Consider the following 25,253-nt stretch of genomic DNA (forward strand, 5'->3'; position numbering starts at 1 on the left):
ACATTTATGCTGCATACGCATCAGCGGCAAAGCCGTTTTGAGTTGTTCATCTATTATGCTGTAGCATTTCTGCTGCTTTGGGAGTGGCTTCGACCGCTTCAAGATTTTACAGAGACGAGTCATACGTCTTATTTCATCATTTTTATAGGGCTTACATGTTTGTTTACATTCTTTCGTTTGAAATGGTATGTGACGTTTCCTATTTGTACTGGCTTGATTTTGCTCGCTTTATATTTGATCTTTTATCAAGCAGAGCCAAGCTATCCGGCTGCATTATTAGGTGATATTAAAGATAATATCACCTTGATGAGCACAGGCATGTGGAGTGACATGTACCCCTCCTTCCGCACATTATTGTTTTATATTTTGTTATGGCTGCTTGTCTACTTGCTTCATTATTGGGTGGTCTATCAGCAGCGTATCTTTTTCTTTTTACTCATGACGATTGTGTATGTCACGATTCTGGATACGTTTACGCCATATGATGCAACCTTTGCGATCGTTCGTATTATGGTATTTGGTTTTTGTCTGCTTGGGTTGCTGTATTTCGATCGACTGCGTTCGGCTGAAGGCATTCGGGTGACGCAGAAGGCGCGCCTAAAGTGGTTTTTGCCCATGCTGGCGCTCGTTCTTCTGTCAGCGACACTTGGTGCTTCTTTACCAAAGTCTGATCCGAAATGGCCTGATCCTGTCCCATTTTTTAAGGCGGTGACGAATCAAGATGGCTCTGCCGGACAGAATAAGGTGGGATATAGTACAGATGATTCGTCGCTTGGCGGACCGTTTAGTGAGGACCGCACACCGGTCTTTAAATGGAGCGGAAAAGAGCCGTCTTACTTTCGTGTTGAAACAAAAAGTATCTATACCGGAAAGGGCTGGGAGGATGCCTCAAATGATACGAAGCCTACGCGGCTAAAAGAGAACAGTGTGCGGAATCGTTGGTTTACCGAGCGTGTAAAAACAGAGGTGCACGAAACGAGAGTCGATATGGAATCAAACTATCGATTTAATCATGCCGTCTATCCGATTGGGACGATCATGCTGATGCCAATGGAAAACATTCCGCTGCAAATGATGGGGAAAACGGAGAAAATTGTCCCATCCATTCAAAATCCGCCGAAAAATTTAGGGAACTACCAAGTCAGCTTCTTATCGCCTACATTTATCCTTGAGGATTTGCAGAGCATCAAAGTACCGACGAAGCAGAAGGTCAATCAGGAGGTTGGCCGTGAATACTTGCAGCTTCCTTCCTCATTGCCAGAGCGAGTGAAAACATTGGCAAACAGCTTAACGGAAACGAAGGATAATATGTACGATAAGACCAAAGCGATTGAGGACTACTTAGGGTCAGCGAAATTTTCATATGAAACGCAAAATGTCGCTGTGCCTAGTCGTAATGAAGATTATGTGGATCAATTTTTATTTGATACGATGATCGGCTACTGTGATAATTTTTCATCCTCTATGATTGTGATGCTCCGTTCGATCGGGATTCCGGCGAGATGGGTGAAAGGGTACACGTCAGGTCAATTATATGAAACACAGATGGATGGAAACAATGTGTATGAAGTAACCAATAACAATGCGCATTCATGGGTAGAGGTGTATTTTCCAAATAGAGGCTGGGTGACCTTCGAACCGACAAAAGGGTTTACGAACCCAGAGACCTTTACAAATGAATCGGTTTCTAGCGATCAGACAGATGATAATCAAAAGGAAGAAGATCAGCCTAGCTCTAATACAAACGAAGATCAGCAGGCAGAACAGCCACAGCAGCAGGAGACAGAGCGACCGGTAGAACCAAAGAAACAAACAGCGCAAGCGAAGCCTAATATGGTACATGTTGGTTCAATCTTGGGTTTCGCGGCAGGAGCTATGGTCCTTCTAGGATTGATCAGTTGGCTGCTTTATCGATTCAGAGCAAGATGGCTGCCATTCTTTATTGTGAGAAAGGTGAAACGTCTGCCAGAGGAGGAAGCATTCTTTTATGCGTATGCTGCTCTATTAAAGCAGCTGAAGCGCAGGGGAATTGAGAAAAAACCTGGCATGACGCTAAGAGAATTTGCTTCTTTGATCGATGACAAGGATGGAGATCATCGCATGTCAGAGCTGACGCAGCTCTATGAGCGGGCACTCTATCGACGAGAGGATGCGTCGGTGCTTTGGCGGCAATCGGCAAAGTTATGGGAAAATTTAATAAACAGGAGATAGTCTTGACCCCGTACCTTCCTGTTGTTAGAATAGGTGAATATTAAAACCTTCTAAAATACATGAAATTGAAGCGTTCGGATGTGAGTCTGGGCGCTTCAAAAGCGTGATTTACACTGAGAGCAGGTTTTCTCCTCTCATTTTTTCTGTGCGTTTATAAAAACTATATTGGACATAGAGGTGACACCATGACAAATTTAGTAAATGAAATGATTTTGGTTCTAGATTTCGGCAGTCAGTACAATCAGCTGATCACACGCCGTATTCGTGAATTTGGTGTGTACAGTGAGCTTCATCCGCACACTTTAACTGCTGAAGAAATTAAAGAAATGGCGCCTAAAGGAATCATCCTTTCTGGCGGTCCAAACAGTGTTTATGATGAAGGATCTTTCCGCTGTGATGAAAAGATTTTTGATCTAGACATTCCGGTTCTAGGCATTTGCTATGGCATGCAGCTTATGACTCATTATTTAGGCGGGAAAGTAGAAGCGGCAAGCCAGCGTGAATACGGAAAAGCAGATATCCACATTAATGGAACGCCTGCTTTATTCAAAGACCTTCCGACTGATCAAGTCGTATGGATGAGCCATGGTGACCTTGTTGTTGAAGTACCAGAAGGCTTTACAGTTGATGCAACAAGTGCACATTGTCCAAACTCAGCGATGAGCTTAGCTGAGAAGAATTTCTATGGCGTTCAGTTCCACCCAGAGGTTCGTCACTCTGAGTACGGAAATGACCTATTGAAAAACTTTGTCTTCGGCGTGTGTGACTGCGATGGCAAATGGTCAATGGAGAACTTCATTGAAATCGAAATGCAGAAAATCCGTGAAACAGTAGGCGACAAACAAGTATTGTGCGCACTAAGCGGCGGTGTAGATTCATCTGTTGTGGCGGTATTGATCCACAAAGCAATCGGCGATCAGCTGACATGTATTTTCGTTGACCACGGTCTTCTTCGCAAAGGCGAAGCAGAAGGGGTTATGAAGACATTTAGCGAAGGTTTCAACATGAACGTGATTAAAGTAGATGCGAAAGATCGTTTCTTAAACAAGCTAAAAGGTGTGTCTGATCCTGAGCAAAAACGTAAAATCATCGGTAACGAATTCATCTATGTATTCGATGATGAATCGGACAAGCTAAAAGGAATCGACTACTTAGCACAAGGAACACTTTACACAGATATCATTGAGAGCGGAACAGCAACGGCACAAACAATCAAATCTCACCACAACGTAGGTGGTCTTCCAGAAGACATGCAGTTCGAATTGATTGAGCCTTTGAATACGCTATTCAAGGATGAAGTCCGTGCCCTAGGTTCAGAGCTGGGTATTCCTGACGACATCGTCTGGAGACAGCCATTCCCAGGTCCAGGACTAGGTATCCGTGTACTAGGTGAAATTTCTGAAGAAAAACTAGAAATCGTCCGCGAATCGGATGCGATTCTACGCGAAGAAATTGCCAACTTCGGTCTTGATCGCGACATCTGGCAATACTTCACGGTACTCCCAGACATCCGCAGTGTAGGTGTTATGGGTGACGCAAGAACATACGACTACACAATCGGCATCCGTGCTGTTACTTCGATTGATGGGATGACGAGTGACTGGGCAAGAATCCCTTGGGATGTACTTGAAAAGATCTCAACTCGTATCGTGAATGAAGTGAAGCATGTGAACCGCGTGGTGTATGATATTACGAGTAAGCCGCCTGCTACGATTGAGTGGGAATAGTTATAATAGAGCTAGAAACCTTTGTGTATCAAGGGTTTCTAGCTCTTTTTTATTTTTAATTGCACTTTTTCCTTCCTTTTTAATGTGTTAATGAATCATTCCATCCCTTACACACATCAATCCATTGTGAATAACCGGAGTATTTTTCTAATTGTTTGATTGTTAGTTCAATCGCGCTGTTACTGCTCCCGCAGGCTGGATAAACTGTCTCAAAACGTTTTAGTGAAATATCTAAATAAACAGAAACGCCATTCTTTATAGCAAAAGGACATACTCCGCCAATTTCATGACCGACCAAGTCAACGACCTCATTAGGAGAAAGCATTTTAGCTTTTGTTTTAAAATATTCCTTGAATTTTTTGTTATCAACTTTTGCATCGCCAGAGGTCACAACTAAAATAGCTTGTCCATTTACTAGAAAGGAGAGTGTTTTTGCGATTCTTTCAGGTTCGCAGCCCAATGCAGAAGCAGCCAAGTCTACGGTTGCACTAGATACTGAAAATTCCTGAATCCGATGATCCATATCATATTGTTTAAAATAATCTTTTACTTTCTTGATCGACATGATGATTTCTCCTTTTTATGAGTATTGATTTGAAGTTTGCTCGACTTTATTATTTAAACGATATTGATGTGGTGTTAGGTGAAACTTTCTCTTAAATAAACGAATGAAATGCTCTACATTTTGATAACCAACAGCTGTCGCAATATCATCTATTTTCAAATCACTACCAGTGAGCATTTTGCAGGCTTTTTCCAATCTTATTTCTTGTCGAATCTCACTAAATGATTTGCCAAGCTTACGAGCTATATATTTTGACAGATAAGATTGTGAAAGGTTAAATTCCTCTGCCATCTCCTGGATTGTGATATGCTCACAACATTGCTGAATATATTGGAGCATTTGAATAATACGTATATCACTATATTGTTTGACTTGATTTACGTTCATATGACTTGGTTTGAATCTTAATAAGAGGCATAATAATATCTCAAACAAATTATTCATAATCAATTGGTAACTAGGAAACCGATTGTGATTTTCTGTAAACAGTTGAAGAGAGTAGTCTAACAAATTTTTATCCAAGCGACTATGGAAAATAAGAATATTTTTATTTTCTTTTATATACAATGCATTCAAAAAGAACTCTGAAATGACATGATTGCCTTTTAACATTTTAAAAAACACTTTTTGAAAAGTACTTTTACGGATCATGATTTGGATTGCGATTGTATTCTCCATTACAATTGGCTTGTGTATTGTATCTGGTGGAATAAAGGCAATATCTCCTGATTTTAAAGTCATTTTTTTATCTTCCACTTCTACATACATCTCATTTTCCAGAACATAGATCATCTCAAAGAAATCATGGATAGCCGACAATGGAGGCATAAAACGGCTATACTTTCTCACTTCGATATCTTTCTCCTGACCTAACCACATGGTATCCTCTTTTTCAAATTCGTTCTGCCCTTTAAGCAAAAATTCTTCTATATATATTTGCTTATGCATGAAATTGTTTTGATCATAATCCTTCAAAAATAATTGCAATGATTGATTGTCATGCTTTTTCTGTTGGTATTGTTGATAAAAGATTTCTTGCTCGTTATATTCTCTTAAATATTGCATCGCTTCATGTTTTTCAAGTTTATCTTTTTCCATCTACATCCAAACCTCTAGCTTATTTACTGCAACCACAAGGGCCTTCACTGTTGCTTCAATAATATCTTTATCAATTCCAGCACCCCAATGCATTTTTCCTTGATATGAAATACCAATCTGTGCGCAAGCTTTTGCTTGAGAATCCTTGCCCAAAGAATTCTGTTCATAGACTTCCAAAACATACTCGAGATGAAAATATGCTTTTAACGCATTACTAATTGCATCTAAACTTCCAGTGCCAGTTCCTTGTATTTCAATTTGTTGATCATCTCTCAGCAAAGTTAAGGTGACTTCCTGCTTCTCTCCTTTATGAAATTGATAATCAAGCAGCTGGAAATGAGGGTGAAAATCAACATACTGTTCTTCAAATACATGATATATTTCTTCGACAGACAATTCCCTATTTGTCTGATCAGATACTTTCTTCGCTTCATATCCCATGGCTTCATTCATTTGATAAGGAAGTTGAATGCCATAATTTGTTTCTAGTATATAGCCTATGCCGCCTTTTCCAGACTGGCTATTGATTCGAATCACATCCGTTTGATAATTCCTCCCCAAGTCAACTGGATCTACTGGGATATACGGAACGTCCCATTTATCAACATGATTTTCCTTTCTATATTTCATACCTTTAGATATAGCATCTTGATGTGACCCAGAGAATGCGGTGAAAACCATCTCGCCAGAATATGGCTGTCTCTCATGAACAGTAATTTTGGTTAGTTTTTCATATTTTTTACGAATCGCTTCTAGGTTATTGAAATTCAATTTTGGATTATAACCTTGTGAATACATATTCATTGCCAAGGTAATCAAGTCTACGTTCCCTGTACGTTCACCGATACCAAATAATGTACCTTCGACTCTTTCTGCGCCAGCTAGCACGCCAAATTCTGCATCACTCACCCCAGAGCCACGGTCATTATGAGGATGAACAGATAATGTCACACTGTCTCGGTAAGACAGATTTTTGTGTATATACTCAATCTGACTTGCGAAGATATGAGGCATTGAATATTCAACTGTTGTCGGAATATTGATGATTGCTTTATGAGTTGGTGTCGGTTTCCAAATATCTAAAACACTATTACAAATATCTAACGCATAATCAACTTCAGTTCCTGGAAAGCTTTCTGGACTATATTGAAAATAAATATCACTATTTGTTTTTTCGGCAAGTTCTTTTACTAAAATAGCTCCATCAATGGCAATTTGTTTAATTTCATCTTTTGTTTTCTTAAATACCTGTCTGCGCTGCGCTTCTGAAGTCGAATTATATAAATGAACAATCGCTTTCGGTACCCCCTTAATGGCTTCGAAGGTTCGGCGGATAATATGCTCTCTCGCTTGTGTGATCACCATAATCGTGACATCGTCTGGAATCATATGATGATCAATCAGTGTCCGTAATAGCCTAAACTCCGTATCAGAAGCAGCTGGAAATGCGATCTCAATTTCTTTAAAACCTATCTCTACTAGTAACTGGAACATTTCCAATTTTTCTTCTAAGTTCATAGGAATAGGTAATGCTTGATTTCCATCCCGTAAGTCCACACTGCACCATATCGGAGCACTTTCTAATGTTTCTTTCTTTACCCAATCATACGTAAGGTTCGGTGGCAAAAAGTATTTCTTTTCGTATTTTTTGTGGTTAAACATGATCGATTCCTCCTAGAAAATAGAATATAAAAAAAGCCTATCATCTCCAATATTTACCTTGGAGACGAAAGACTTCTTCTTACGCGGTACCACCCCTGTTTCATGATAACCGTACATTATCATGCACTTATTCGGATACAGATTGTTTGATCTTATATCCTTCCCATATAACGGTGGGGTGCCGACCTTAACTACATCAATCCTTTTCATTTCACTAAGGCTACTCTAAGGTGAGTTCCCTGCCTTTTTGTTATTGCTTCTCATCAACCAGCAACTTTCTGAAAACATTTCGGCAAGTACTATTCCTTATCATCGCATTCTAATTTTTCTGATTTTTTCTATTATACCAAGTCTACAAAAAAGAGATAGTGATAGGGATATCTTTTTCAATTGATTTTTTTTGTCCTATGGGTGTCTTATCTTCATTTTACTTCTGTTTTAATGTGGTATCCTCTTCACCAAATAAAAATCCAAGGCCACAAATAAAGGTAAGTGAATTCACAGCGAACAATAAAATTGCACCAATTTTTTTCATGGCAATTAACCTCCTCTTAAATTTAGTCTGCTAGCCTTCAAAATTTAAATTCACTGGTTCATCCTCTAAATGATCCACAGTATTTTGTTCTGTCACTGGCACACTTTCATCTACAATTTTAAAACTAAGTTCGTCCATCCAAATTTGCCCTGGACCTTGTAGTAAAATGCCAAACGCAAGAACTTCACTTTTTACTGGAACATCTAGTACGACACTAAAATGATTCCATCCGTTTGTTCCTGTAATAGGACGGTTCATCATATTGTCAAATGCAAGAATTTCACCTGAAGAGTGGTCAATCCTCATCCATAAACCAGCTGAGCCTTTCACATCTTCGCTTCTAACAAAAGCAGAAAATTGAAGCCGTTCTCCTCGATAACGATCAGACTTAATTTGCTGCATCAATGTTGCGAAACCTCCAGCTTTTTTATCTTTTGATTTTAAATAAGCGGAGTTAGTCCCACTGTGTACAATTCTGTTATCCAAACCTGTTTCATAGTCAGATGGGGTATCCCCCGTCATAATCCAGCCAGTAGGTGTGTTCTGATGATCCGCCATATTTGTTTCCTCCTCATTAATCACATTTCTTAATAATTTCCGATAACGTGCGGGTGACATGTCATATATTTTCTTAAAGGCTCTAGTGAAGGATTCCTGTGAACTAAATCGATACTGCAATGCGATGTCAATCGCCCGTTGGTCCGTATGAATTAAATCCTTCGCCGCTTGGGTCATCCGTCGTTCCCTTATATAATCAACAACTGACTTCTTAATCACTTTTTTGAACATACGGTGAAAGTGAAACCTAGAATAACCAGCGTGTTTCGCTAGAGTTTGAAGCGGTAAATCGTCTTTCAAATGTTGTTCAATATAATTTAATGTTTCTTGAATTGTTTTCTCATGTTCTTGATAGGACAACCGAGCACCTCCTTGCCTTACGAGTTTAGTATAGCGGAAATCATCTTTTAGAAACTTGACTTTTTGTGCTATGTTGCAATAGTAGAATGGACCCTCTAGTCCGAAGTAGAAGTGTACTGGGTGAAATTTCTGAAGAAAAACTAGAAATCGTCCGGGAATTGGATGGATACTATGCGAAGGAATTGCTAGCCTCGGTATTGAGTGCGACAGCTTGCAAAGGCTTCACGGGGCACCAGACATCCGCAGCGTAGGTGTAATGGGTGACGCAAGAAAATACGATTATACAATTGGCATCCGTGAAGTTTCTTCTATTGATGGTATGAGGAGTGACTGGGTAAGAATCTCTTGGGATGTGATTGAGAACAACTCGTATCGTGAATGGAGTGAAGCATATTAACCGTGTGGTGTATTATATTACGAGTTCTGCTACGATTGAGTGGGAGTAGATAATATAAAAGCCAATTTCGTTTATAAAAGGAGTTGGCTTTTTTGTGCAAATATCAAAAAAGGCCAGACACGAAGTCTGGTGGTTCTTCCTTAAAATACGTATCCCACTTATAAATCTCAACTTTATAAAACCCCTTTGATCATTTCTTTCATATGCACACATAGGCTCTTCTTCTATAAATTGTAGAATTGAATCATCTATATTGAACAGTAATCTGGTTGTTACATATTGACCATCTATTGATAAACTTGCTGTTCATTCAGTCTCTTAGCATAAAGTTAAATTCTCTTTGTTTAAGAGCATCTTGACTTACATTGCATTTTTTAAAATTTTTAGCCCCTATTAGAGAAGTTTGGTCTTGATATAGTGTATTGTCATCTATATCTCATCTTGAAAGAGAGATCTAATGATAAATGCTATGTCAATATGAAAAGCATTAGTTTTACAAGAGTATTAAAAGATTTAGATTTTCAGACGATAATACAAATAATGGTACTGTGAAAATAAAAGTCTTTTTCAATGGGTGAATTTTAATGAGCGAAAAACAAAGAGATGAACTTGAAAAATTAAAAAATAAAGCTGAACAAAATAGACAAATGCATTTTAGTATGAGTAAAAAAGCGAATATGTCAAAAAATGCACTTCATATCTTTGCTCTTAGTGGATCTTCTATAATTGCCATTATTACTTTTGCAGACTCAAAAACATTTGCAGTTTGGTTCCCATATATGACAGATGATAATTATAAATTAATTGTTGGGGGGTTCGCTGGAGTAATTTTTATAATAACAATATTAGAAGAATATCTAAGGTTTGCTGAAAGAGCCGCATCTCATGAAAATGTAGGTAAACAACTAACTGGATTCATTAGAAGAGTAAGCACATATTTATCTCACGAAAAAATTAATGAAGATGATGTAGAAAAGTTTTCAGAAGAGTATATTGAAATTCACGAAAATGCACCAATTATTCCCGATAAGGTATTTTTAAAAGAAAAGCAACGCCTAAAAAAGAAAATTGATGTTAGTAAAAAATTAGACTATAATCCGCATATGTCGGTGAATTTTTATCTTTTGAAAATGAAAATCAAAAGTATTTTTAATATTAGAAGGGATGATCATAAGTAATTGGATACCATAATATTACTTAGTGGTGGCGTTGATTCCACTTCATTAATAGAATATCACTTAGCCAGAAAAGATAATGTACGCACCTTATTTATTGATTATTCACAGAAAAGTGTAAATTCCGAATATCAGTCAGCTAAAGCAATTAGTGATCATTATAATGTCCCTTTCTTTAAACAAAATATTGAAACTCTAGTGAATGAGAGGGGAGAATACAAGTGTAGAAATGCAAAATTTATTTTGACAGCTTGCGGTTACTTGATGAAAACTTCAGGTTTCATTTCACTAGGTATTCATACCGGATCGATTTATTATGACACAACTAAAGAATTTGTAGAAGATATTCAAAAATTATTGGATGGTTACTATGGGGGGGCAATTAAATTAGTTACTCCGTTTTTAAATTATACTAAAAAACAGGTATATGAATATGCTTTAAAAACTAAACTCCCTTTACATCTAACTTTTAGCTGTGAAGATAGTGATTTAAAACCTTGTGGAGCATGTGGATCTTGTATAGATAGGAGTATGCTGAATGATCTTATCCTCAATAAGAAAAATTAGCAAATATAGTATTAATACACCTCTAATAGTGCCTTCCTTTTCTAGCAAAGGATTTCCTTACGTTAAAGATTTATATAACTACATTAAGCCTAAATTAACAGATGTATCATTAATTAGCGCATTTGACTTGTATTATAAATTTATAGATGAAAATGATATATTTCCTTCTGAAATTTTATTTATAGATAGTGGAGGATATGAAAGAAATAAGGAACATGACATATCTGATATTTACAATGAATCTTATATTCCTAGTAAATGGGATGAAACTCTGTATTATAGCCTAATCAAAAATTTAAAATATCCTTATCAAAAAGTTCTAGTCAATTATGATTATAATGATGGTCAGCCTATATTAATTCAAATTGAAAAAGCAATAGAAATTTTTGGGGAATTCCCGCAATTTGCTTCAGATTTCCTTTTTAAACCTTCAAATATTAACTATAAATTTATTAAACCTGAAGATATTATAAAACATTATGAATTGCTAAAAAAATTTGACATTATAGGTTTTACTGAAAAAGAACTCGGTTCTTCAATTCTAGAACGTGCTAAAAATTTATACTCGATTAGAAAGTCTATGCGAGAATTGAACTTAGAAACACCTATTCATATTTTTGGATGTTCAGATCCATTATCAATTATTTTATATTTTATATGTGGGGCAGACATATTTGATGGCTTATCATGGTTAAGATTTTCGTTCAATAATTATAAACCTACCTACTTCAACCATTATGCAATCGAGTCAAGTCTTTGGGATAGGAATGATAGTGAGGTTAAATTTATATCATATATAGAAAACCTCGATTTGTTGAATAAGTTAAACAGAGATTTGGTTACTTTTGCAGAAACACGTAATTTGGAAAGTTTGAATCTTTCTAAATATCAATTAGAAGGAATTCTAAAAATATATAATAGAGTGTTAAAGGAGATGAGGTAATTGTCTGGATCTAGTTGGAATAGTATACCTTCTAAGACATTAAGTGAATTAGAGGCAGAAAGAGAGGACCAAGTAGAACAACAAAGATTTGAATCAGAGTTGAATGAGTTTATAAGAGAGCTATTTCTAAATATTAATGATCGAGATGTTGAGGGAATAAGAAACCATTTGGATACTTTAAAACAAGCGATTGAAAAAGAACTTGAAGGTTCTGTTCAGATGATTTTTGGAGGGTCAATAAATAAAAATACTTATATATCAGGAATAAGTGATGTTGATATGCTTGTCCAGATAAATGATAAAAATTTATCTGGTGCAAAACCTTTTGAGGTCATGAAAACAATTAAAGATAAGATAAACAAGCGCTTGCCAAATACAGAGGTGACGATCGGAAATTTGGCTTTAACAGTAAAATTTAGCTCAGGTCACGAAATTCAACTATTACCTAGTATTAAAACTAGTACTGGCTATAAAATTGCAAAAGCCAATGATAACTCTTGGAGTAATGTTATAAAACCTAAAAATTTCGCTGAGAAATTAACAAGAGTAAACCAAGAGAATGGGAACAAAATTGTGCCACTAATAAAAATTATAAAGAAAATTAATAGTACATTACCTCAAAACAAACAACTATCAGGGTACCATATAGAGTCATTGGCAATTGATGCTTTTAAAAATAATAATCAAGCCCCCAGGTCATATAAAGGTTTGGTTGAATACTTCTATCAACACGCAGAAAAAGCTGTATTAAATCCTATAAGGGACAGTACAGGACAATCAATTCATGTTGACACATATTTAGGAGAGGTAAAAAGTTCGAAGCGTAGAGAAGTAAGTAAAGTACTTAATAGAGTTTTAAGTAGAATAGAACGAGCAAATAAATCTTATTCAATAGATGAATGGAAAAAAATATTAGGTGATTAGTATGATGGGGTTACAAAGTTATTACTTCGACAGCAATTAAAAGGTTCAGTGCTCGCTGTATAGGGTATTTAACAACTTCTTAGATAAATAAAAAGATCTTTGCAACCTTTTGCAAGGGTGATTACTTTCTAAATCAAATATACTTTTTAATTGTAATTAATTCAAATAATTGCTTAAGGGTGGTAAGTAAATGGGACAAGTGTGTAGAGAAATTAATTGTCGTGGTGAGGAAAGGAGAAAGGAAATAGTAAGCCTTTTTAAAGTAGACATCATGTCTAGAATAAAATTACTTCCTGGACAAGAACACATAAGCTGTACGGGTGATCAGTTAGAGAATGAATATTATTGTTTTTCTTATAGTGATCGAAAAGATCAAAAGAAAAAAGGTGTCTTTGTTTGTGGTTCACATGCAGCAAAACATTTTCTTGAACTAATCAATAAGTCTAATATAAGGTTGTTTAACCCTTTAATTGGTGAGGTAGCTGATAATAATCTTCAACATCAATTTGATAGACGAGTAGATGTAGATGGCGAGAGAACTGAAGCTGAAAATATTGTTGCTAGGAATTTAAGAGATGCGATAGATGTGTTAACGATCTGGTGGAACAATAAGATTAAGTATCCTTTGTCAGACATAAGAGCTCAACTAAATAATAATATGAATGAGGAGCCAAAATTTCGTGTTATTAAAGCTGTTAATACTATTATTTCAAGCGATCAAAGTGAATGTACGACTTTGAAAGAGATGAATAATAAATTAAAGGAAAAATATCCGAATATGAGAGATTATGATTTCAGTTTATTGAATGTAATTTTACAAAAGCATGGAATTAAATCTTATTTTGATTAATTATTAAATAGATGTAAAATGCATTAATCTTGATAGGGATTTTTATTCTCTTCTAAAAATGATCGTTAGACCTTAAGGGGCGATACACTGTGATTGTGCAGTGTCGAATTTTGCACACACGATAATGCCCCACCTCTTTTAGAGTAGAGGTTTTTAAGGTGCCCATATATAAAAGGGGTTTTGAAATAACAAATGCCTAACATTCGAATTACCCATCTTTCAGTCGCCTCATCTAGCAGTTCCGAATATGTTCATTCTTAATCTTCTCCACAAAATCACGGCAAGAACAAGCAAGATGACACATTGAATGGATAGTAAAAGCATTTGCATTCCAACAGGCGTATTTCCATTTGTCATTTGATCCACGATATTATGCACCGCGTGCCACATGATGACCCATTGCAGGCTGTTAGTGAGTGCCACAATTTCAGCTGCAACGAATCCAAATAAAAAGGCGAATAGGATTTGTGCCACTGTTAATGTGAGGCTTTTTCCGCTTAGTAGATTAGCAGAATGACCAAGGCCGAATAGTACGGCAGATCCCCAGATGGCGGTACTCAGATTGATCTGTTTTAAATATTGGAACAGGATGCCTCGAAAGATTCCTTCTTCAAACAGACCGACACACACCATGAAGAAACAAAGTGCTATAAAGGAAGAAAGGGTTAGATCCTTATTTAATCCAGCAATAAATGGAATGGCCTCGATGATAAGGATGGGAAATATCCACATACCAAGAGACCCTTTTCGAAAACCTATTTCTTTCAAGTGAAAACGACTTTTTTGAATAATGGATAGAAGTAAAAGACACCCAGCCAGCATCGCACAGCCATTGATGAGATAGATGTTCGTTGGATCGGTTACTTCTTTGATGGATATATAGACACCTGCACTTGTTGGGATGATTAAAGAAAAGAGCAGTAGAAGTACTGATTTTCGAATGATTGTGATTGGTTTCATGTTTTGATTCCTCCTCTAACGTCAGAGTAGTGGAATCAAGCATAAGTCACAATTAAATCTTCCTAACATGTCAATATTTAGCCCTAAGATGCACTTTAAGATGTTGTTCGTTTCTTTCGCTGCTTTAAAAGTTCGTTGATTTCCTCAGCAGTTGCTTGATCTTTTTTATACAATAGATACTTGATCAAAAAGAATAAAGCCATGACCACAAGGAAATTCACGATGAACGAAAGAAGACTGATTTCACCGCTGACGATGATGATGGTTGTCATAATCATACACATCACAAGGACGATATATAAGATTTGTTGAAAAAGAATCCGTTTGTGGCTGTACGTTTGTTTTGGATATAGCAAGAAGGTCAGGGCGCTTGAAAAAAAGGAACTGAACATGATTGCTTGTAAAATATAGATGGGCATTGTTCCAAACGTGAAACAGTAAATCAATACGAGTGCAGTAAAGATCAGACAAAATGTGATCAAAAGATTTGTGATATAACGTTTCATCCTGTTCACTTCCTCCGTAACCCAAGCTTCTCTTTTAATGCTTGAATATAAAAACGTGAAATCATCACTTTTTCCTCATTTGTAAGCTTTGCTTCAAAACGACCGCTTGTTTTAGGAGAAATAGCGGTAATAGAATCTATATTCAGAATCATCGATTTTGAAATCCTGACATAATCGTGCGCTTCAAGCAGTTCTTCAAGTTCAAATAACTTTTCCTTTAAGAGAAACACCCCGTCTGATGTATACAAAAACGACTTTTTATCAACGCTTTCTATATATAAAATTTCGTGATAATAGACCTTTTTCATTCTTTCTTTCGTGGGTTCTTGTGCTAAGAGATAAGGGGCTGATTGCTCCACTTGCTGGACAAGCTTTTCAATCGTGGAATTGAGCTCATAAATGTGAAAAGAAACATATTCTGATTGCGGCTTTTGAATGAAATGAATATCTGTTTTCATTGTTTTTATTTGTAATCCCTCTTCAAAATCGCATACATATACACATCATCAAACCCATTCTGACCAAGATCATACTCTCTCAATAAACCTTCTCGTACAAAGTCAATCTTCTCCAATAATTGAACAGAGGACGTGTTTGCTGGATCAATAATTGCTTCAATTCGATTCAGATTCATCTCCTGAAATCCATACCGTAACACCGCAGTAATCGCTTCCTTCATGATGCCTTTTCTCCAATGATCGTGATGTAATTCATAGCCAATTTCGGTGCGGCAGTGCTGTTTTTCTAGATTGAGAAAGCCGCAGCTGCCGATAATGGCTGGATTGTCTTTTAGAGAAATGCCCCAGCGGATGCCTGTTTGTTCTTTAAAGATTTTGTCATACCACTGGATTTCTCCTTTTGTGTCTTCGATGGTTTCATGTGCATCAATGCCCATGTAGCGGCACACGGTTTCATTAGATAAATAGATGTGCATATCCTTAGCGTCTTCGGTCGTTGCTTGTTTTAAGATTAGTCTTTCGGTATGAATAGTTGGAAATGTTTGTGGAAATATCAATTTATCTCTAGTCATATGTATCTCCTATTGTTTATTTTATTTAAATTATACCTGTACTGTTCGAATTTGTGGAACCCTTTGGTATAATATGAAATTACCATTGTGGTAATCATTTACATGTGAATTATACTAAAGAGAAAGAGGATAAGAGAAATGGGCATTTTTCTAATCATGATTTGTATCGTGATGATCACCGTAGCTTTAGTGATTTATTTATTTAAAAAGGGAGTCATTCGTTCTAAGGCGTTAGTAATTGTAGGTTCTGTTTTAGGAGGAACGGCAGTATTTGTTTGGGTGACAATGTTTTTTAATTTTCACTCTATATCTTTAACAGATGAATCGCTAGGTCATGTTAAGATCGGTCAAAAATTTGAAGGAGATCATACTCTTGTAGAGAATCCTCAATATTCTAATTCTAAACAGATGGTCTACATGGAAAAAGAAAACCAAGATTTTGTAGTATCAGTTGATCAACATCATCGAGTAACATCTATTTACAATCAATCAAAACAAAAAAATCTTCAAACATCTAAGGGAGTTAAAATTGGAGAAGATTATTCATCTGTGATACAAACATATGGAGATCAATTCAAGAAGCTCTGGTTTGTCGAAGGGTATAGCAAAGGAATACAATACCAAGATCAATCAAACGGTATCATTTTGGAGTTCTTTTTCAATGACAATACACTAGCACTCATTGAACTTCGTAGTAAGCGGAAATAAAAAAGTAGAAAGTAAAAACAAGCATTTCAATTGAAATGCTTGTTTTTATGTTGTTTTTCCATAACAAGCCTTACAATAAAAAACCCCTTCATTCCTCAGCCAAGCCTTCACCTCTGTCATTCCTTTTCTCTTTGGATAGACAAGCTTAACGTACACTTCTTCGTTTCCTTCTATCTTTTTCCGACAGCTAGCACACGTGGGTTCTTCGAATCGAAACAATCGACATACTCCTTTTTGTAGATATTTCTTCCATTATATCAAATATCCAACTTGTTCTTTCGACTCTATTCTTCACTTTCTCAATTTTTATCCGACATATGCTAAGTAAAAGAAATTTCCGTTTGTTGAAACCGTTTGAGAGAAAGCGTGCTCTAACAGGTGTAGGAGGTGTGAGTGAGATGAAGCAAGTGCGTCTAATTAAAAAAGCACAAAAAGGGAATGTCCCGGCATTTGAGAAATTAATGCTGATGTATCAGGAGCGTTTATATAAAACGGCTTTTCTCTACACAAGAAATAAAGAGGATTCGTTAGATGCTGTTCAAGAGACGGTATTAAAAGCGTTTAAGCATTTATCTGGCTTGAAAGAACCAACATATTTTTCTAGCTGGCTGACTCGGATTTTGATTCATACGATTTTTGCGATGAAGAAAAGGCAGCAAGATGTTGTGCCGTTTGAACAGCAGCACGAAAGCGTTGAGCGGAATGATTTTTTGGAAGACAAGCTAGATTTAAAACATGCTCTTGATGTGTTAGATGAGCAATACCAGATTGTGATTCAGCTATTTTATTTTCAAGATTATTCGATTTCAATGATCTCTCAGCAGATGGATATGCCTGAAGGAACGGTTAAAACTCATTTGTATCGCGCAAGAAAGTTATTAAAGCAAACATTGGAAAAGGAGGAGAGTGTCGATGGAACGAAAAGAAATGAAAAAGCTTTATGATGAGATTGAAGTACCAAAGGTTGAAGTAACCTCTGCAATTCGCCAAGCAATAGGAGATGTGAAAGCGGAAAAGAAAAGACGTTGGTTCACATGGAATTGGAGAACGCCAATATATTCTGTCATCATACTAATCGTTCTTTATTTGTCATCAGGCTTCCTTTTTCCTTCTCTTAATACAGCGATGGCACGTGTCCCGATTATTGGGCAGTTTTATATGATGTTTCACGATAAAGTAGGAATGTCTCTTTTTCAGAGTGAGATGGTGAAGCATGTCAATGAGGGAGCTGAATCAAGAGGGGTTAATGTGGAAGTGAACAGTGTGTATTATGATGCAGGGCGGCTTGTTTATACATTTACTGTGAATCGTTTGAATACAAAGAAAGATGTTGTCCCTTTCATAGTCGACTTAGATCCAGTAAATCAAGCTTCCCAATCGAGTTCCTACAATCATGAATTGAAAAAATTAAAAGATGGCCGTTATGTTGGGCAAGTGACAGTCTATACAAATGGTCAAACGATCAAACAAGGTCAACAAGTGCCACTTGTCATTTCGAAAATTGGGGATATTGTAGGGAATTGGCGCTTCAAAGTACCAGTGGTCAAGCAAAAAACCACTTTATTAGCGGGACAAAAAGACGTGTCTATTTTTAATGGGCGTTATCACTTAAGAAATGTACAGGTAGAAAATGGAGTGAAAAGCTCTGTTATTCAATATACCATTGATTACAATGGTTTTGCTAAAGACGATATAGTTAGTATAGAAAGAATGAAGGATAATCTAGGGAATGATTATCAGTTCGAAATTGGAACAGTCTTAGGAGAAAAACAACTGACTCCTGACAAAACTAGAAAAAATCATTTGACCATTTTAGATCAGCCGATTGATCCAGAGGCAACTGAATTAACATTTTACACAGGTGTGACAGACGAACAAGAAGAAAGCAAAATCATTCCTCTCCAGACAAAGCTGCCTGTTCAGTTCAAAACAAAGCATCATGGAATTGGAATCAAAATCAATAAAATAGAGCAAAAGGGGCATTCTGTAACAGTTGATTATCAATTTACTGGAGTAGACCAGAAAGAATTAGATGAAGATATTATGGAGAATGTAGGTGAATGGATAGGGTTAGGTGACGTTAAAAAGCTAAAATCATGGTCAGATTCTGAAGCAAATGATGAAAACGGATATTACTTAGAGAGGAACGATGCAAAGGTGACCAATGTAAAGACAGCCTCTTTGCAATCCACTTTTGAATTTGATAAGAAGTTAGACACATTAGCATTTAAAGATTATGGACTTGATCTTAATATGTCAGATCTGAACCGATTGGCACCACAGAGAGATATACTTGTAACCATTCCAGTCAAAAAAGAAACATCAAAAGCTAGTCGATAAATAAGAGAGCGAACATGATTACACATGTTCGCTTTTTGTCTGCTTTTGGACCAGCCGATTACGATGGAACGAGTACCGAATCAACATGAATGCGACAAAACTGGCTAAACCGCCAATCCAGCTTAAGTTCGTGACATTTGTATATTGTATAATCACACCGCCAATTGACGATCCGAGCATCATGCCGATATTCATTATCGCTGTATTAAAACTCAGCACGGTTTCTGATGCTTGGGGTTTTAGAGAGATGAGGTAAAACTGCTTCGCCGGAGTTGTCGTCCATGTAGCGATGCCCCATATGGCAAGCGTAATCAAGATACTTATTGTAGAGAATTGCGTAAAGAATAAAGCAAAGAGAGCGAGCATCTGGATCATGATGCTGATCGAGATGGTTCGGTTTGGTCCCCATTGATCAACGGCGAAGCCGCCAAATCGTGAGCCTATAAAAGCAGCGATTCCTAAAATGAGCAAGGCGATACTTGTCATTTCAAGAGAGAAGCCAGCAGTCTGTCGTAATAAAGGCGAGATATAAGCGAATACCATTGTGTAGCCTAAGATCCAAAAGACGGTCGTGGCTAATCCGCTGATCACTCTGCTATCTTGAAGGAGATGTAATTGTTGCTTCAATGGCAGATGTGAATGTCCCTCCATGCGTGGCAGTAATTGATAAAGCAGTAGTAAAAGACAAGCAGTACCTAGTGCAATGATGAGAAAAATATAGTGCCAATCCACATGACCTGATAGAAATGTGCCAATAGGGACACCAAGTACGAGTGAAACGGTAAAACCAGTAATGACCGTTGCCATCGCACTTCCCTTTTTTTCTGGAGGGGCGATCTGCGCTGCATAATTCGTGGCGACGACAATATATAAGCCGCCACTCATGGCCATGATGACTCGGGATAGCAGGAGCAGCACAAAGTGATGGCTAAAAAAGGCGACCACATTGCCTAAAATAAACACTAAAATAGCCGATAACAGAACCTTTTTTCGGTTTAATTTCGATGTTGCCATGACTAAAAAGAGAGCACCTACTGCATAAAAGAGAGAGTAAACGGTGATAAGCTGTCCGGCAGCAGGAATGGAGATATGTAAATCAGCAGAAATCATATCTAGAATGCCTGACACGACGAATTCTGACGTGCCTGTGACGAATGAACCGACAGCTAAAAGAATAATCAATAGCTGATGTGATATGTTTTTCATTTTTGAACCCTTCCTTCAATTTGATACGTTGTATTTAGTTTAAATTCCGTGCTAACATAAGTAAAATTGATGTTTTTCATGAAGGAGATGAGTAAATACTCATGAGCTTTGTTCGCTTTGACATTATCGCAAAAGTGGTCGAACTTGGCAGTTTTACCGCAGCAGCTGAAGCGTTAAATATGACACAGTCCGCAGTGAGTCATGCAGTGGCAAGTTTAGAAACGGAGTGGGGTGTGTCCTTATTCATTCGTGATCGTAAAAAGGGCATCATGCTGACAGATATCGGTCAAACGCTTCTCCCGCATATTAGAGAAGTGTTAAATAGAGTGGGGAAGATCCAGCAGGAAATTGCGCTCACAAAAAATATAGAAACGGGCTTGATTCGTATCGGCACATTTGCCAGTGCATCTGCTTGTTTATTGCCTAAGCTGCTTGTGAGCTATCAGAAAAAGCATCCGAAAATCGAATTTAAATTTTATGAGGGAACGTATGAAGAAATATTGGAGTGGCTGGACTCTGGCATCATTGATGTTGGTTTTGTTGTGAAAGGCCATGCAGATGAAGCTTTTGACTTGCTGCCGCTGATCAAAGATGAGATGGTGGTCGCCTATCATCCAAATCACCGTTTTCACCAGCAGTCCATTGTAGACATCACAGATTTGGCGGATGAACCATTTATTATGCCGACTGGCATGTATCAATCACATGTAGAAGATATTTTTTCTGACGCTCAATTGAAGCCAGCTACTTTATTTGAAGTACACGATTGTACGACCATTGCTCGTATGGTTGGGGAAGGGCTTGGTGTCACGATAGGCCCTGAGCTGTTTTTAAAAACGCAGCAGCTTGTGCACATTCGTCAGTTGAATGTCTCTCATCATCGTGAGGTTGCGCTCGCCTGTCCGTCTCTCTCCCAAGCTTCTCCGGCAGTGAAAGAGTTTTTCCATGTAGCCGAAGCGGTTTTTGCAAAAGAGAAGGATTTGGAGAAGGGTGTATAAAGAACTAGATGTGATTTTCCAAATTCGTGTAATAAGACGAATGAAGCGGACATTTCTTTGAAAAATGTTCGCTTTTCGTATTGTGTTTTAAAAATGAAGTTGGTACAATAGACACAGAAATCAAATAGATAGAAGTCGTATAATAGCGGGGATATGGCCCGCAAGTTTCTACCAAGCTACCGTAAATAGCTTGACTACGTCAATTCACACTCGTTTGATATAAATCATGCATTGTTCTTGTTTTATGTCACCGTCTGAATTCACATATGTAGTCAAGCGTCCCAAAACTGTTGGGGCGTTTTTTATTTGACTTGTGAATGGGGCAGACTAAAGCAAAAGGACATGAAGGGAGTCAGTTGGCTTGAAACAGTTTTTTCAATTTGATGAGTTAGGAACGAATTACCGCAGAGAAATCATCGGTGGTTTAACCACATTTTTGTCGATGGCTTACATTCTGTTTGTCAATCCGATCACACTTGCTTTAGTAGCAGTACCGGATTTTCCAGATAAATTACGAATTGATCAGGGCGCTGTCTTTACAGCGACGGCGTTAGCCTCTGCCGCAGGGTGTATTCTGATGGGGCTGATTGCTAGGTATCCAATTGCGATTGCACCAGGTATGGGCTTGAATGCCTTTTTCGCCTTCTCGGTTGTTCTTGGCATGGGCATCACATGGGAAGCAGCACTTTCTGGTGTATTTGTTTCAGGATTGATTTTCGTTGCCCTTTCTTTAACAGGTTTCCGTGAAAAAATCATCAATGCCATTCCGGCTGAGCTAAAGCTTGCGGTTGGTGCAGGTATTGGTCTATTCATTACATTTGTCGGTCTGCAAGGCTCTGGTATTATCGCCAATAATGATAATACGCTCGTTTCGATTGGAAACATTCATAGTGGTCCTGTTCTATTGACGGTGTTTGGTATCGTAGTGACCGTTATTTTAATGGTTCTTCGAGTGAATGCAGGTGTCTTCATTGGGATGCTTGTGACAGCTATTGCAGGAATGATTGTTGGTCTTATACCAGTTCCGACGCAAATTGTGGGAAGTATTCCAAGCTTATCTCCAACCTTTGGACAAGCCTTGATTCACTTGCCAGACATCTTCTCGATTCAAATGCTTGTCGTGATTTTAACGTTCTTATTCGTTGGGTTCTTTGATACAGCAGGAACGCTTGTGGCTGTTGCAACCCAAGCTGGTTTAATGAAAAATAATGAGCTGCCGCGTGCAGGAAGAGCACTTCTAGCGGATTCATCTTCAATCGTTGTAGGTTCTATTCTTGGAACATCGACGACAACATCTTATGTTGAATCTAGCTCAGGTGTTGCTGCTGGTGCACGTTCTGGATTTGCAGCTGTCGTGACAGGTATTTTCTTCTTGCTTGCGATGTTCTTCTCGCCGCTTTTATCCATCGTTACTTCGAATGTGACAGCACCTGCTTTAATCATTGTTGGTGCACTGATGGTCGCTCCGCTTGCGAAGATTGCATGGGATCGTTTTGAAATTGCCGTACCAGCGTTCTTAACGATGATTATGATGCCACTCACATACAGTATTGCAACAGGGATTGCGGTTGGCTTTATTTTCTACCCGATTACGATGATCTTTAAAGGGAAAGCCAAAGAAGTACATCCGATTATGTACGGATTGTTTGTGATCTTTATTCTCTACTTTGCTTTCTTAAATCATTAATAGTTCGCCTGAAGCAGCAGCTCATGGAAGCTGCTGTTTTTTTGTTTTGCCCTAATTTTCTTGCCATTTTAAAACCTCTGATGCCCTTTAGCCGTCTATTCGTATGAACGTCAAGGAATCTTGACTGAACAGAGAGACTCCGCTACTTTAAGAGGAGTCATCCTTACAGGTCATTCGTATGAGCCTGTAAGGATTGTGCTGGATAGGAGTTGATATGAGATGTTAGAAAAAGATGAAGAGCAAAGTACATCAGACTTAAAAAATGAAGAGCCATCAATAGATCAAGAAACGAGGCAATCCCGCCTTAGCAGAAGCGCCGCAAAACGTGGAAGAACGTCGAAAGTAAAAGTAGCAGCGGATGATGAGCGTTCTGCCATTCAGCGTATGCTGCAAGGTGTAGGAGGCGCGTTTAAGCGCTATGGCTCATATGGACTTGCGATGTTAAAATCACCGAGCCGGGCCATCAATCAAGCGGAAACATTACGGATGAAGTACGCCTGGATCTCGATTGTGTTATTCAGCGTGTTTTTTGCTTTAGGCAACTATGTTCAATTAAAGGCGTCAAAGACTCGTTTATTAGGCTTTGGCATTCATTACTCTTTTGGTGACGCCTTTTTGAGGGTAGCGGTCTTTACACTCATTCTGCTCACATTGATGATGCTGACCGTCTGGTTACTCGGTAAGTACATGCTAAAAGGAAACATATCACTGAAAGAAGTGATCATGAAGTTTGGTGCCGCACTTGTACCGGTTTTGGTTTTATCCATCCTTTGGCTTGTATTTGCCATGCTGAATATTCCATATGTGACGGTCATTTTATCTGTGATGATGTTTTTTGGTCTCCAGTTGATTGCGGTCGTGCTGTTTCGCTCGATTCAATCGGAGCATGAAGCGGTGCGCGGTGATTTGATGTATGCTGGCTGGATCTTTTTATTGGTGGAGCTTGTCATCATTGCACTGCTCTGGGGCATTGTCGGAGAGTATTTGATTCCTTCACTTGTGCCTGTTCGATTTGGATAATACACACACTGAAAACCTCCTTTTTCAAAAAAGGAGGTTTTCATGTTGAGAAGAGGAAAAAACGGGTAAACTCTTGGTAACAAAGACCACCGTTCTTGTCGAAAGATATATGTGTTTTTCTCGCGCAAATTTGATTGTATCAAGGTATGTTCTCTAGTAGAATATGGGGTGCTTTATTTGATTTTTTAGTGCAGGGGGTTCGAATCGTGCTTCAACAACTTTTATCCAATGCGTTCACCATGGTTTTGATCATTTTAGTGATTAATATTGTCTATGTTTCATTTTCCACCATGCGTTTGATTTTAACAATGAAAGGCAGACGGTACGCAGCAGCTTTTGCTGGTACGATTGAAATGCTGATTTATGTGATTGGATTAAGTATCGTACTTGATAACTTAGATCAAATCCAAAATGTCATTGCGTATGCGTTAGGTTATGGGATGGGGATCATTGTCGGGATGAAAATTGAAGAGAAGCTGGCACTTGGCTACACAACTGTTAACGTGATCACAAAAGAATTAGATGTCGATCTCCCAAGGCAATTGAGAGAAAAAGGATATGGTGTCACCAGCTGGGTAGCAGGCGGTCTTGAAGGAGACCGGACAGCATTGCAAATTTTAACACCGAGAAAATATGAACTGCAATTATATGAAACGATTAAAACGCTGGATTCAAAGGCATTTATCATTTCATATGAGCCCAAATCGATTCACGGCGGCTTCTGGGTGAAGGCTGTGAAGAAAAGGAGAATTAAAGAATGACCGCAAAACCAAAGAAGAAGAAATTCTATGTGGAAGACGACATGACGATCGATCAAGTGTTGTCCCAGATGGCAGCGGAAGGCTACGCGCCAGTCCGACGAATGGAGGAGCCCATTTTTCAGGAAAAGAAGGAAAATGGGTCGATTCAGATCATTCCGATTGGGAAAAAAATCGTATTTGAAGGAAAAACAGTCTAAATCCGAACATTAAAACGACGACTTCATAGATTGTTCGATAAATCCGTTGACATCATGAACATCCGTTGTTAAGATAAACATGAATTCAAAACACGAACCTCATATAATCTTGGGAATATGGCCCATAAGTTTCTACCCAGTTACCGTAAATGACTGGACTATGCAGGATAGTGAACAAAACTGACATGGCGTTTCAAAAGCGAACAGCGCTTACCATGGCCCGGTTTGTGTTGCTTCCTAACAATGCAATGCAAATCGGGCCTTTTTG

25 protein-coding genes, 1 pseudogene, 2 riboswitches and 1 other annotated feature are annotated in these 25,253 nt (G+C 37.9%); of the genes and pseudogenes, 16 read left to right on the top strand and 10 right to left on the bottom strand.

Going from position 1 to position 25,253, the window contains the following annotated elements:
* Window positions 1-6: 6 nt before the first annotated feature.
* Window positions 7-2,211, top strand: a complete 2,205-nt coding sequence (locus NSS78_RS03115) for a transglutaminaseTgpA domain-containing protein (RefSeq protein WP_339161353.1) — start codon at window positions 7-9, stop codon at window positions 2,209-2,211.
* A gap of 185 nt (window positions 2,212-2,396) precedes the next feature.
* Window positions 2,397-3,938: a glutamine-hydrolyzing GMP synthase gene (gene guaA / locus NSS78_RS03120; RefSeq protein WP_113386774.1), complete on the top strand. Its 1,542-nt coding sequence runs from the start codon at window positions 2,397-2,399 to the stop codon at window positions 3,936-3,938.
* Between the two features lie 79 nt (window positions 3,939-4,017).
* Here the strand turns inward: guaA and NSS78_RS03125 are convergent, their stop codons facing one another.
* The 4 genes from NSS78_RS03125 to NSS78_RS03140 all read right to left on the bottom strand — a co-directional run bounded on the left by NSS78_RS03125 (window position 4,018) and on the right by NSS78_RS03140 (window position 8,716).
* Window positions 4,018-4,503 (bottom strand): YbaK/EbsC family protein, encoded by a 486-nt coding sequence (locus NSS78_RS03125; RefSeq protein ID WP_212046352.1) that lies wholly within the window; start codon window positions 4,501-4,503, stop codon window positions 4,018-4,020.
* A 15-nt stretch (window positions 4,504-4,518) separates the two neighbouring features.
* Complete coding sequence (locus NSS78_RS03130) at window positions 4,519-5,601, bottom strand: AraC family transcriptional regulator (protein WP_342468286.1); 1,083 nt, start codon at window positions 5,599-5,601, stop codon at window positions 4,519-4,521.
* A complete protein-coding gene (locus NSS78_RS03135; protein WP_342468287.1) occupies window positions 5,602-7,263 on the bottom strand; it encodes a 2-isopropylmalate synthase in 1,662 nt (553 codons plus the stop codon).
* A 57-nt stretch (window positions 7,264-7,320) separates the two neighbouring features.
* Window positions 7,321-7,585 (bottom strand) — a binding site (T-box leader).
* Window positions 7,586-7,828: 243 nt separating this feature from the next.
* Entirely contained in the window at window positions 7,829-8,716 is an 888-nt protein-coding gene (locus NSS78_RS03140) for an AraC family transcriptional regulator (RefSeq protein ID WP_342468288.1), read from the bottom strand.
* 113 nt (window positions 8,717-8,829) lie between these two features.
* Between NSS78_RS03140 and NSS78_RS03145 the strand changes: the two are divergent.
* The 6 genes and pseudogenes from NSS78_RS03145 to NSS78_RS03170 all read left to right on the top strand — a co-directional run.
* A pseudogene (locus tag NSS78_RS03145) lies at window positions 8,830-9,162 on the top strand (GMP synthase (glutamine-hydrolyzing)); the annotation flags it as partial.
* A gap of 535 nt (window positions 9,163-9,697) precedes the next feature.
* Window positions 9,698-10,291, top strand: coding sequence for an SLATT domain-containing protein (locus tag NSS78_RS03150; protein ID WP_050945690.1), 594 nt, complete (start codon window positions 9,698-9,700; stop codon window positions 10,289-10,291).
* Window positions 10,292-10,855: a 7-cyano-7-deazaguanine synthase gene (locus tag NSS78_RS03155; RefSeq protein ID WP_050945691.1), complete on the top strand. Its 564-nt coding sequence runs from the start codon at window positions 10,292-10,294 to the stop codon at window positions 10,853-10,855.
* Entirely contained in the window at window positions 10,827-11,798 is a 972-nt protein-coding gene (locus NSS78_RS03160) for a hypothetical protein (RefSeq protein ID WP_050945692.1), read from the top strand. Before NSS78_RS03155 ends, NSS78_RS03160 begins: the two co-directional genes overlap by 29 nt.
* Window positions 11,799-12,722, top strand: coding sequence for a CBASS oligonucleotide cyclase (locus tag NSS78_RS03165; RefSeq protein WP_050945693.1), 924 nt, complete (start codon window positions 11,799-11,801; stop codon window positions 12,720-12,722). It begins immediately after the preceding gene.
* A gap of 190 nt (window positions 12,723-12,912) precedes the next feature.
* Entirely contained in the window at window positions 12,913-13,572 is a 660-nt protein-coding gene (locus tag NSS78_RS03170) for a hypothetical protein (RefSeq protein WP_050945694.1), read from the top strand.
* Window positions 13,573-13,800: 228 nt separating this feature from the next.
* On the opposite strand, the gene NSS78_RS03175 is transcribed toward NSS78_RS03170, so the two are convergent.
* From NSS78_RS03175 to NSS78_RS03190, 4 genes are all read right to left on the bottom strand, one after another.
* Window positions 13,801-14,532 (bottom strand): CPBP family intramembrane glutamic endopeptidase, encoded by a 732-nt coding sequence (locus tag NSS78_RS03175; protein ID WP_050945695.1) that lies wholly within the window; start codon window positions 14,530-14,532, stop codon window positions 13,801-13,803.
* A 95-nt stretch (window positions 14,533-14,627) separates the two neighbouring features.
* The gene (locus NSS78_RS03180) at window positions 14,628-15,038 is read right to left on the bottom strand and encodes a hypothetical protein (RefSeq protein ID WP_050945696.1); all 411 of its coding nucleotides are present in this window, start codon (window positions 15,036-15,038) and stop codon (window positions 14,628-14,630) included.
* A gap of 5 nt (window positions 15,039-15,043) precedes the next feature.
* Window positions 15,044-15,496, bottom strand: coding sequence for a LytTR family DNA-binding domain-containing protein (locus tag NSS78_RS03185; RefSeq protein ID WP_050945697.1), 453 nt, complete (start codon window positions 15,494-15,496; stop codon window positions 15,044-15,046).
* Between the two features lie 5 nt (window positions 15,497-15,501).
* Window positions 15,502-16,068, bottom strand: a complete 567-nt coding sequence (locus NSS78_RS03190; RefSeq protein ID WP_050945698.1) for a GNAT family protein — start codon at window positions 16,066-16,068, stop codon at window positions 15,502-15,504.
* A 138-nt stretch (window positions 16,069-16,206) separates the two neighbouring features.
* Between NSS78_RS03190 and NSS78_RS03195 the strand changes: the two genes are divergently transcribed.
* Window positions 16,207-16,776 (top strand): hypothetical protein, encoded by a 570-nt coding sequence (locus tag NSS78_RS03195; RefSeq protein WP_050945699.1) that lies wholly within the window; start codon window positions 16,207-16,209, stop codon window positions 16,774-16,776.
* 45 nt (window positions 16,777-16,821) lie between these two features.
* On the opposite strand, the gene NSS78_RS03200 is transcribed toward NSS78_RS03195, so the two are convergent.
* The gene (locus NSS78_RS03200) at window positions 16,822-16,995 is read right to left on the bottom strand and encodes a hypothetical protein (RefSeq protein WP_050945700.1); all 174 of its coding nucleotides are present in this window, start codon (window positions 16,993-16,995) and stop codon (window positions 16,822-16,824) included.
* A 179-nt stretch (window positions 16,996-17,174) separates the two neighbouring features.
* Here NSS78_RS03200 and NSS78_RS03205 point away from each other — a divergent pair, with 179 nt between their 5' ends.
* Together NSS78_RS03205 and NSS78_RS03210 are read left to right on the top strand one after the other, a co-directional pair.
* Window positions 17,175-17,720, top strand: coding sequence for a sigma-70 family RNA polymerase sigma factor (locus NSS78_RS03205; protein ID WP_309217265.1), 546 nt, complete (start codon window positions 17,175-17,177; stop codon window positions 17,718-17,720).
* Window positions 17,689-19,116, top strand: a complete 1,428-nt coding sequence (locus NSS78_RS03210) for a DUF4179 domain-containing protein (protein ID WP_050945702.1) — start codon at window positions 17,689-17,691, stop codon at window positions 19,114-19,116. Before NSS78_RS03205 ends, NSS78_RS03210 begins: the two co-directional genes overlap by 32 nt.
* Before the next feature lie 18 nt (window positions 19,117-19,134).
* Here NSS78_RS03210 and NSS78_RS03215 read toward each other — a convergent pair whose 3' ends face one another.
* Window positions 19,135-20,322, bottom strand: a complete 1,188-nt coding sequence (locus NSS78_RS03215) for an MFS transporter (RefSeq protein ID WP_050945703.1) — start codon at window positions 20,320-20,322, stop codon at window positions 19,135-19,137.
* A 101-nt stretch (window positions 20,323-20,423) separates the two neighbouring features.
* Here NSS78_RS03215 and NSS78_RS03220 point away from each other — a divergent pair, with 101 nt between their 5' ends.
* The 5 genes from NSS78_RS03220 to NSS78_RS03240 all read left to right on the top strand — a co-directional run bounded on the left by NSS78_RS03220 (window position 20,424) and on the right by NSS78_RS03240 (window position 24,985).
* Complete coding sequence (locus NSS78_RS03220; RefSeq protein ID WP_050945704.1) at window positions 20,424-21,320, top strand: LysR family transcriptional regulator; 897 nt, start codon at window positions 20,424-20,426, stop codon at window positions 21,318-21,320.
* Between the two features lie 115 nt (window positions 21,321-21,435).
* A riboswitch (purine riboswitch) is annotated at window positions 21,436-21,537 on the top strand.
* Between the two features lie 144 nt (window positions 21,538-21,681).
* Window positions 21,682-23,007 (top strand): NCS2 family permease, encoded by a 1,326-nt coding sequence (locus NSS78_RS03225; RefSeq protein ID WP_284907763.1) that lies wholly within the window; start codon window positions 21,682-21,684, stop codon window positions 23,005-23,007.
* A 219-nt stretch (window positions 23,008-23,226) separates the two neighbouring features.
* On the top strand, window positions 23,227-24,027 hold the full coding sequence (locus tag NSS78_RS03230) for a hypothetical protein (protein ID WP_309217272.1): 801 nt from the start codon (window positions 23,227-23,229) through the stop codon (window positions 24,025-24,027).
* A gap of 206 nt (window positions 24,028-24,233) precedes the next feature.
* Window positions 24,234-24,788, top strand: coding sequence for a DUF2179 domain-containing protein (locus tag NSS78_RS03235; protein WP_024424505.1), 555 nt, complete (start codon window positions 24,234-24,236; stop codon window positions 24,786-24,788).
* Window positions 24,785-24,985 carry an NETI motif-containing protein gene (locus NSS78_RS03240; protein ID WP_050945708.1) on the top strand — a complete coding sequence of 67 codons (201 nt, stop codon included), beginning with the start codon at window positions 24,785-24,787 and terminating at the stop codon, window positions 24,983-24,985. Before NSS78_RS03235 ends, NSS78_RS03240 begins: the two co-directional genes overlap by 4 nt.
* A 79-nt stretch (window positions 24,986-25,064) precedes the next feature.
* Window positions 25,065-25,166, top strand: a riboswitch (purine riboswitch).
* The last annotated feature ends 87 nt before the right edge of the window (window positions 25,167-25,253 follow it).

Origin of the sequence: Bacillus sp. FSL W8-0920 (assembly GCF_038593215.1) — a bacterium.
Classification (GTDB): Bacteria; Bacillota; Bacilli; order Bacillales; family Bacillaceae; genus Bacillus; species Bacillus pumilus.

Excerpts from the sequence above, each read along its gene's own strand:
- NSS78_RS03215 (WP_050945703.1), bottom strand. The coding sequence starts at position 20,322 with ATGAAAAACATATCACATCAGCTATTGATTATTCTTTTAGCTGTCGGT.
- NSS78_RS03135 (WP_342468287.1), bottom strand. The coding sequence starts at position 7,263 with ATGTTTAACCACAAAAAATACGAAAAGAAATACTTTTTGCCACCGAAC.
- NSS78_RS03175 (WP_050945695.1), bottom strand. The coding sequence starts at position 14,532 with ATGAAACCAATCACAATCATTCGAAAATCAGTACTTCTACTGCTCTTT.
- NSS78_RS03150 (WP_050945690.1), top strand. The coding sequence starts at position 9,698 with ATGAGCGAAAAACAAAGAGATGAACTTGAAAAATTAAAAAATAAAGCT.
- NSS78_RS03185 (WP_050945697.1), bottom strand. The coding sequence starts at position 15,496 with ATGAAAACAGATATTCATTTCATTCAAAAGCCGCAATCAGAATATGTT.
- NSS78_RS03130 (WP_342468286.1), bottom strand. The coding sequence starts at position 5,601 with ATGGAAAAAGATAAACTTGAAAAACATGAAGCGATGCAATATTTAAGA.
- NSS78_RS03180 (WP_050945696.1), bottom strand. The coding sequence starts at position 15,038 with ATGAAACGTTATATCACAAATCTTTTGATCACATTTTGTCTGATCTTT.
- NSS78_RS03125 (WP_212046352.1), bottom strand. The coding sequence starts at position 4,503 with ATGTCGATCAAGAAAGTAAAAGATTATTTTAAACAATATGATATGGAT.
- NSS78_RS03230 (WP_309217272.1), top strand. The coding sequence starts at position 23,227 with ATGTTAGAAAAAGATGAAGAGCAAAGTACATCAGACTTAAAAAATGAA.
- NSS78_RS03195 (WP_050945699.1), top strand. The coding sequence starts at position 16,207 with ATGGGCATTTTTCTAATCATGATTTGTATCGTGATGATCACCGTAGCT.
- NSS78_RS03190 (WP_050945698.1), bottom strand. The coding sequence starts at position 16,068 with ATGACTAGAGATAAATTGATATTTCCACAAACATTTCCAACTATTCAT.
- NSS78_RS03240 (WP_050945708.1), top strand. The coding sequence starts at position 24,785 with ATGACCGCAAAACCAAAGAAGAAGAAATTCTATGTGGAAGACGACATG.
- NSS78_RS03160 (WP_050945692.1), top strand. The coding sequence starts at position 10,827 with ATGATCTTATCCTCAATAAGAAAAATTAGCAAATATAGTATTAATACA.
- NSS78_RS03170 (WP_050945694.1), top strand. The coding sequence starts at position 12,913 with ATGGGACAAGTGTGTAGAGAAATTAATTGTCGTGGTGAGGAAAGGAGA.
- NSS78_RS03210 (WP_050945702.1), top strand. The coding sequence starts at position 17,689 with ATGGAACGAAAAGAAATGAAAAAGCTTTATGATGAGATTGAAGTACCA.
- guaA (WP_113386774.1), top strand. The coding sequence starts at position 2,397 with ATGACAAATTTAGTAAATGAAATGATTTTGGTTCTAGATTTCGGCAGT.
- NSS78_RS03220 (WP_050945704.1), top strand. The coding sequence starts at position 20,424 with ATGAGCTTTGTTCGCTTTGACATTATCGCAAAAGTGGTCGAACTTGGC.
- NSS78_RS03115 (WP_339161353.1), top strand. The coding sequence starts at position 7 with ATGCTGCATACGCATCAGCGGCAAAGCCGTTTTGAGTTGTTCATCTAT.
- NSS78_RS03205 (WP_309217265.1), top strand. The coding sequence starts at position 17,175 with ATGAAGCAAGTGCGTCTAATTAAAAAAGCACAAAAAGGGAATGTCCCG.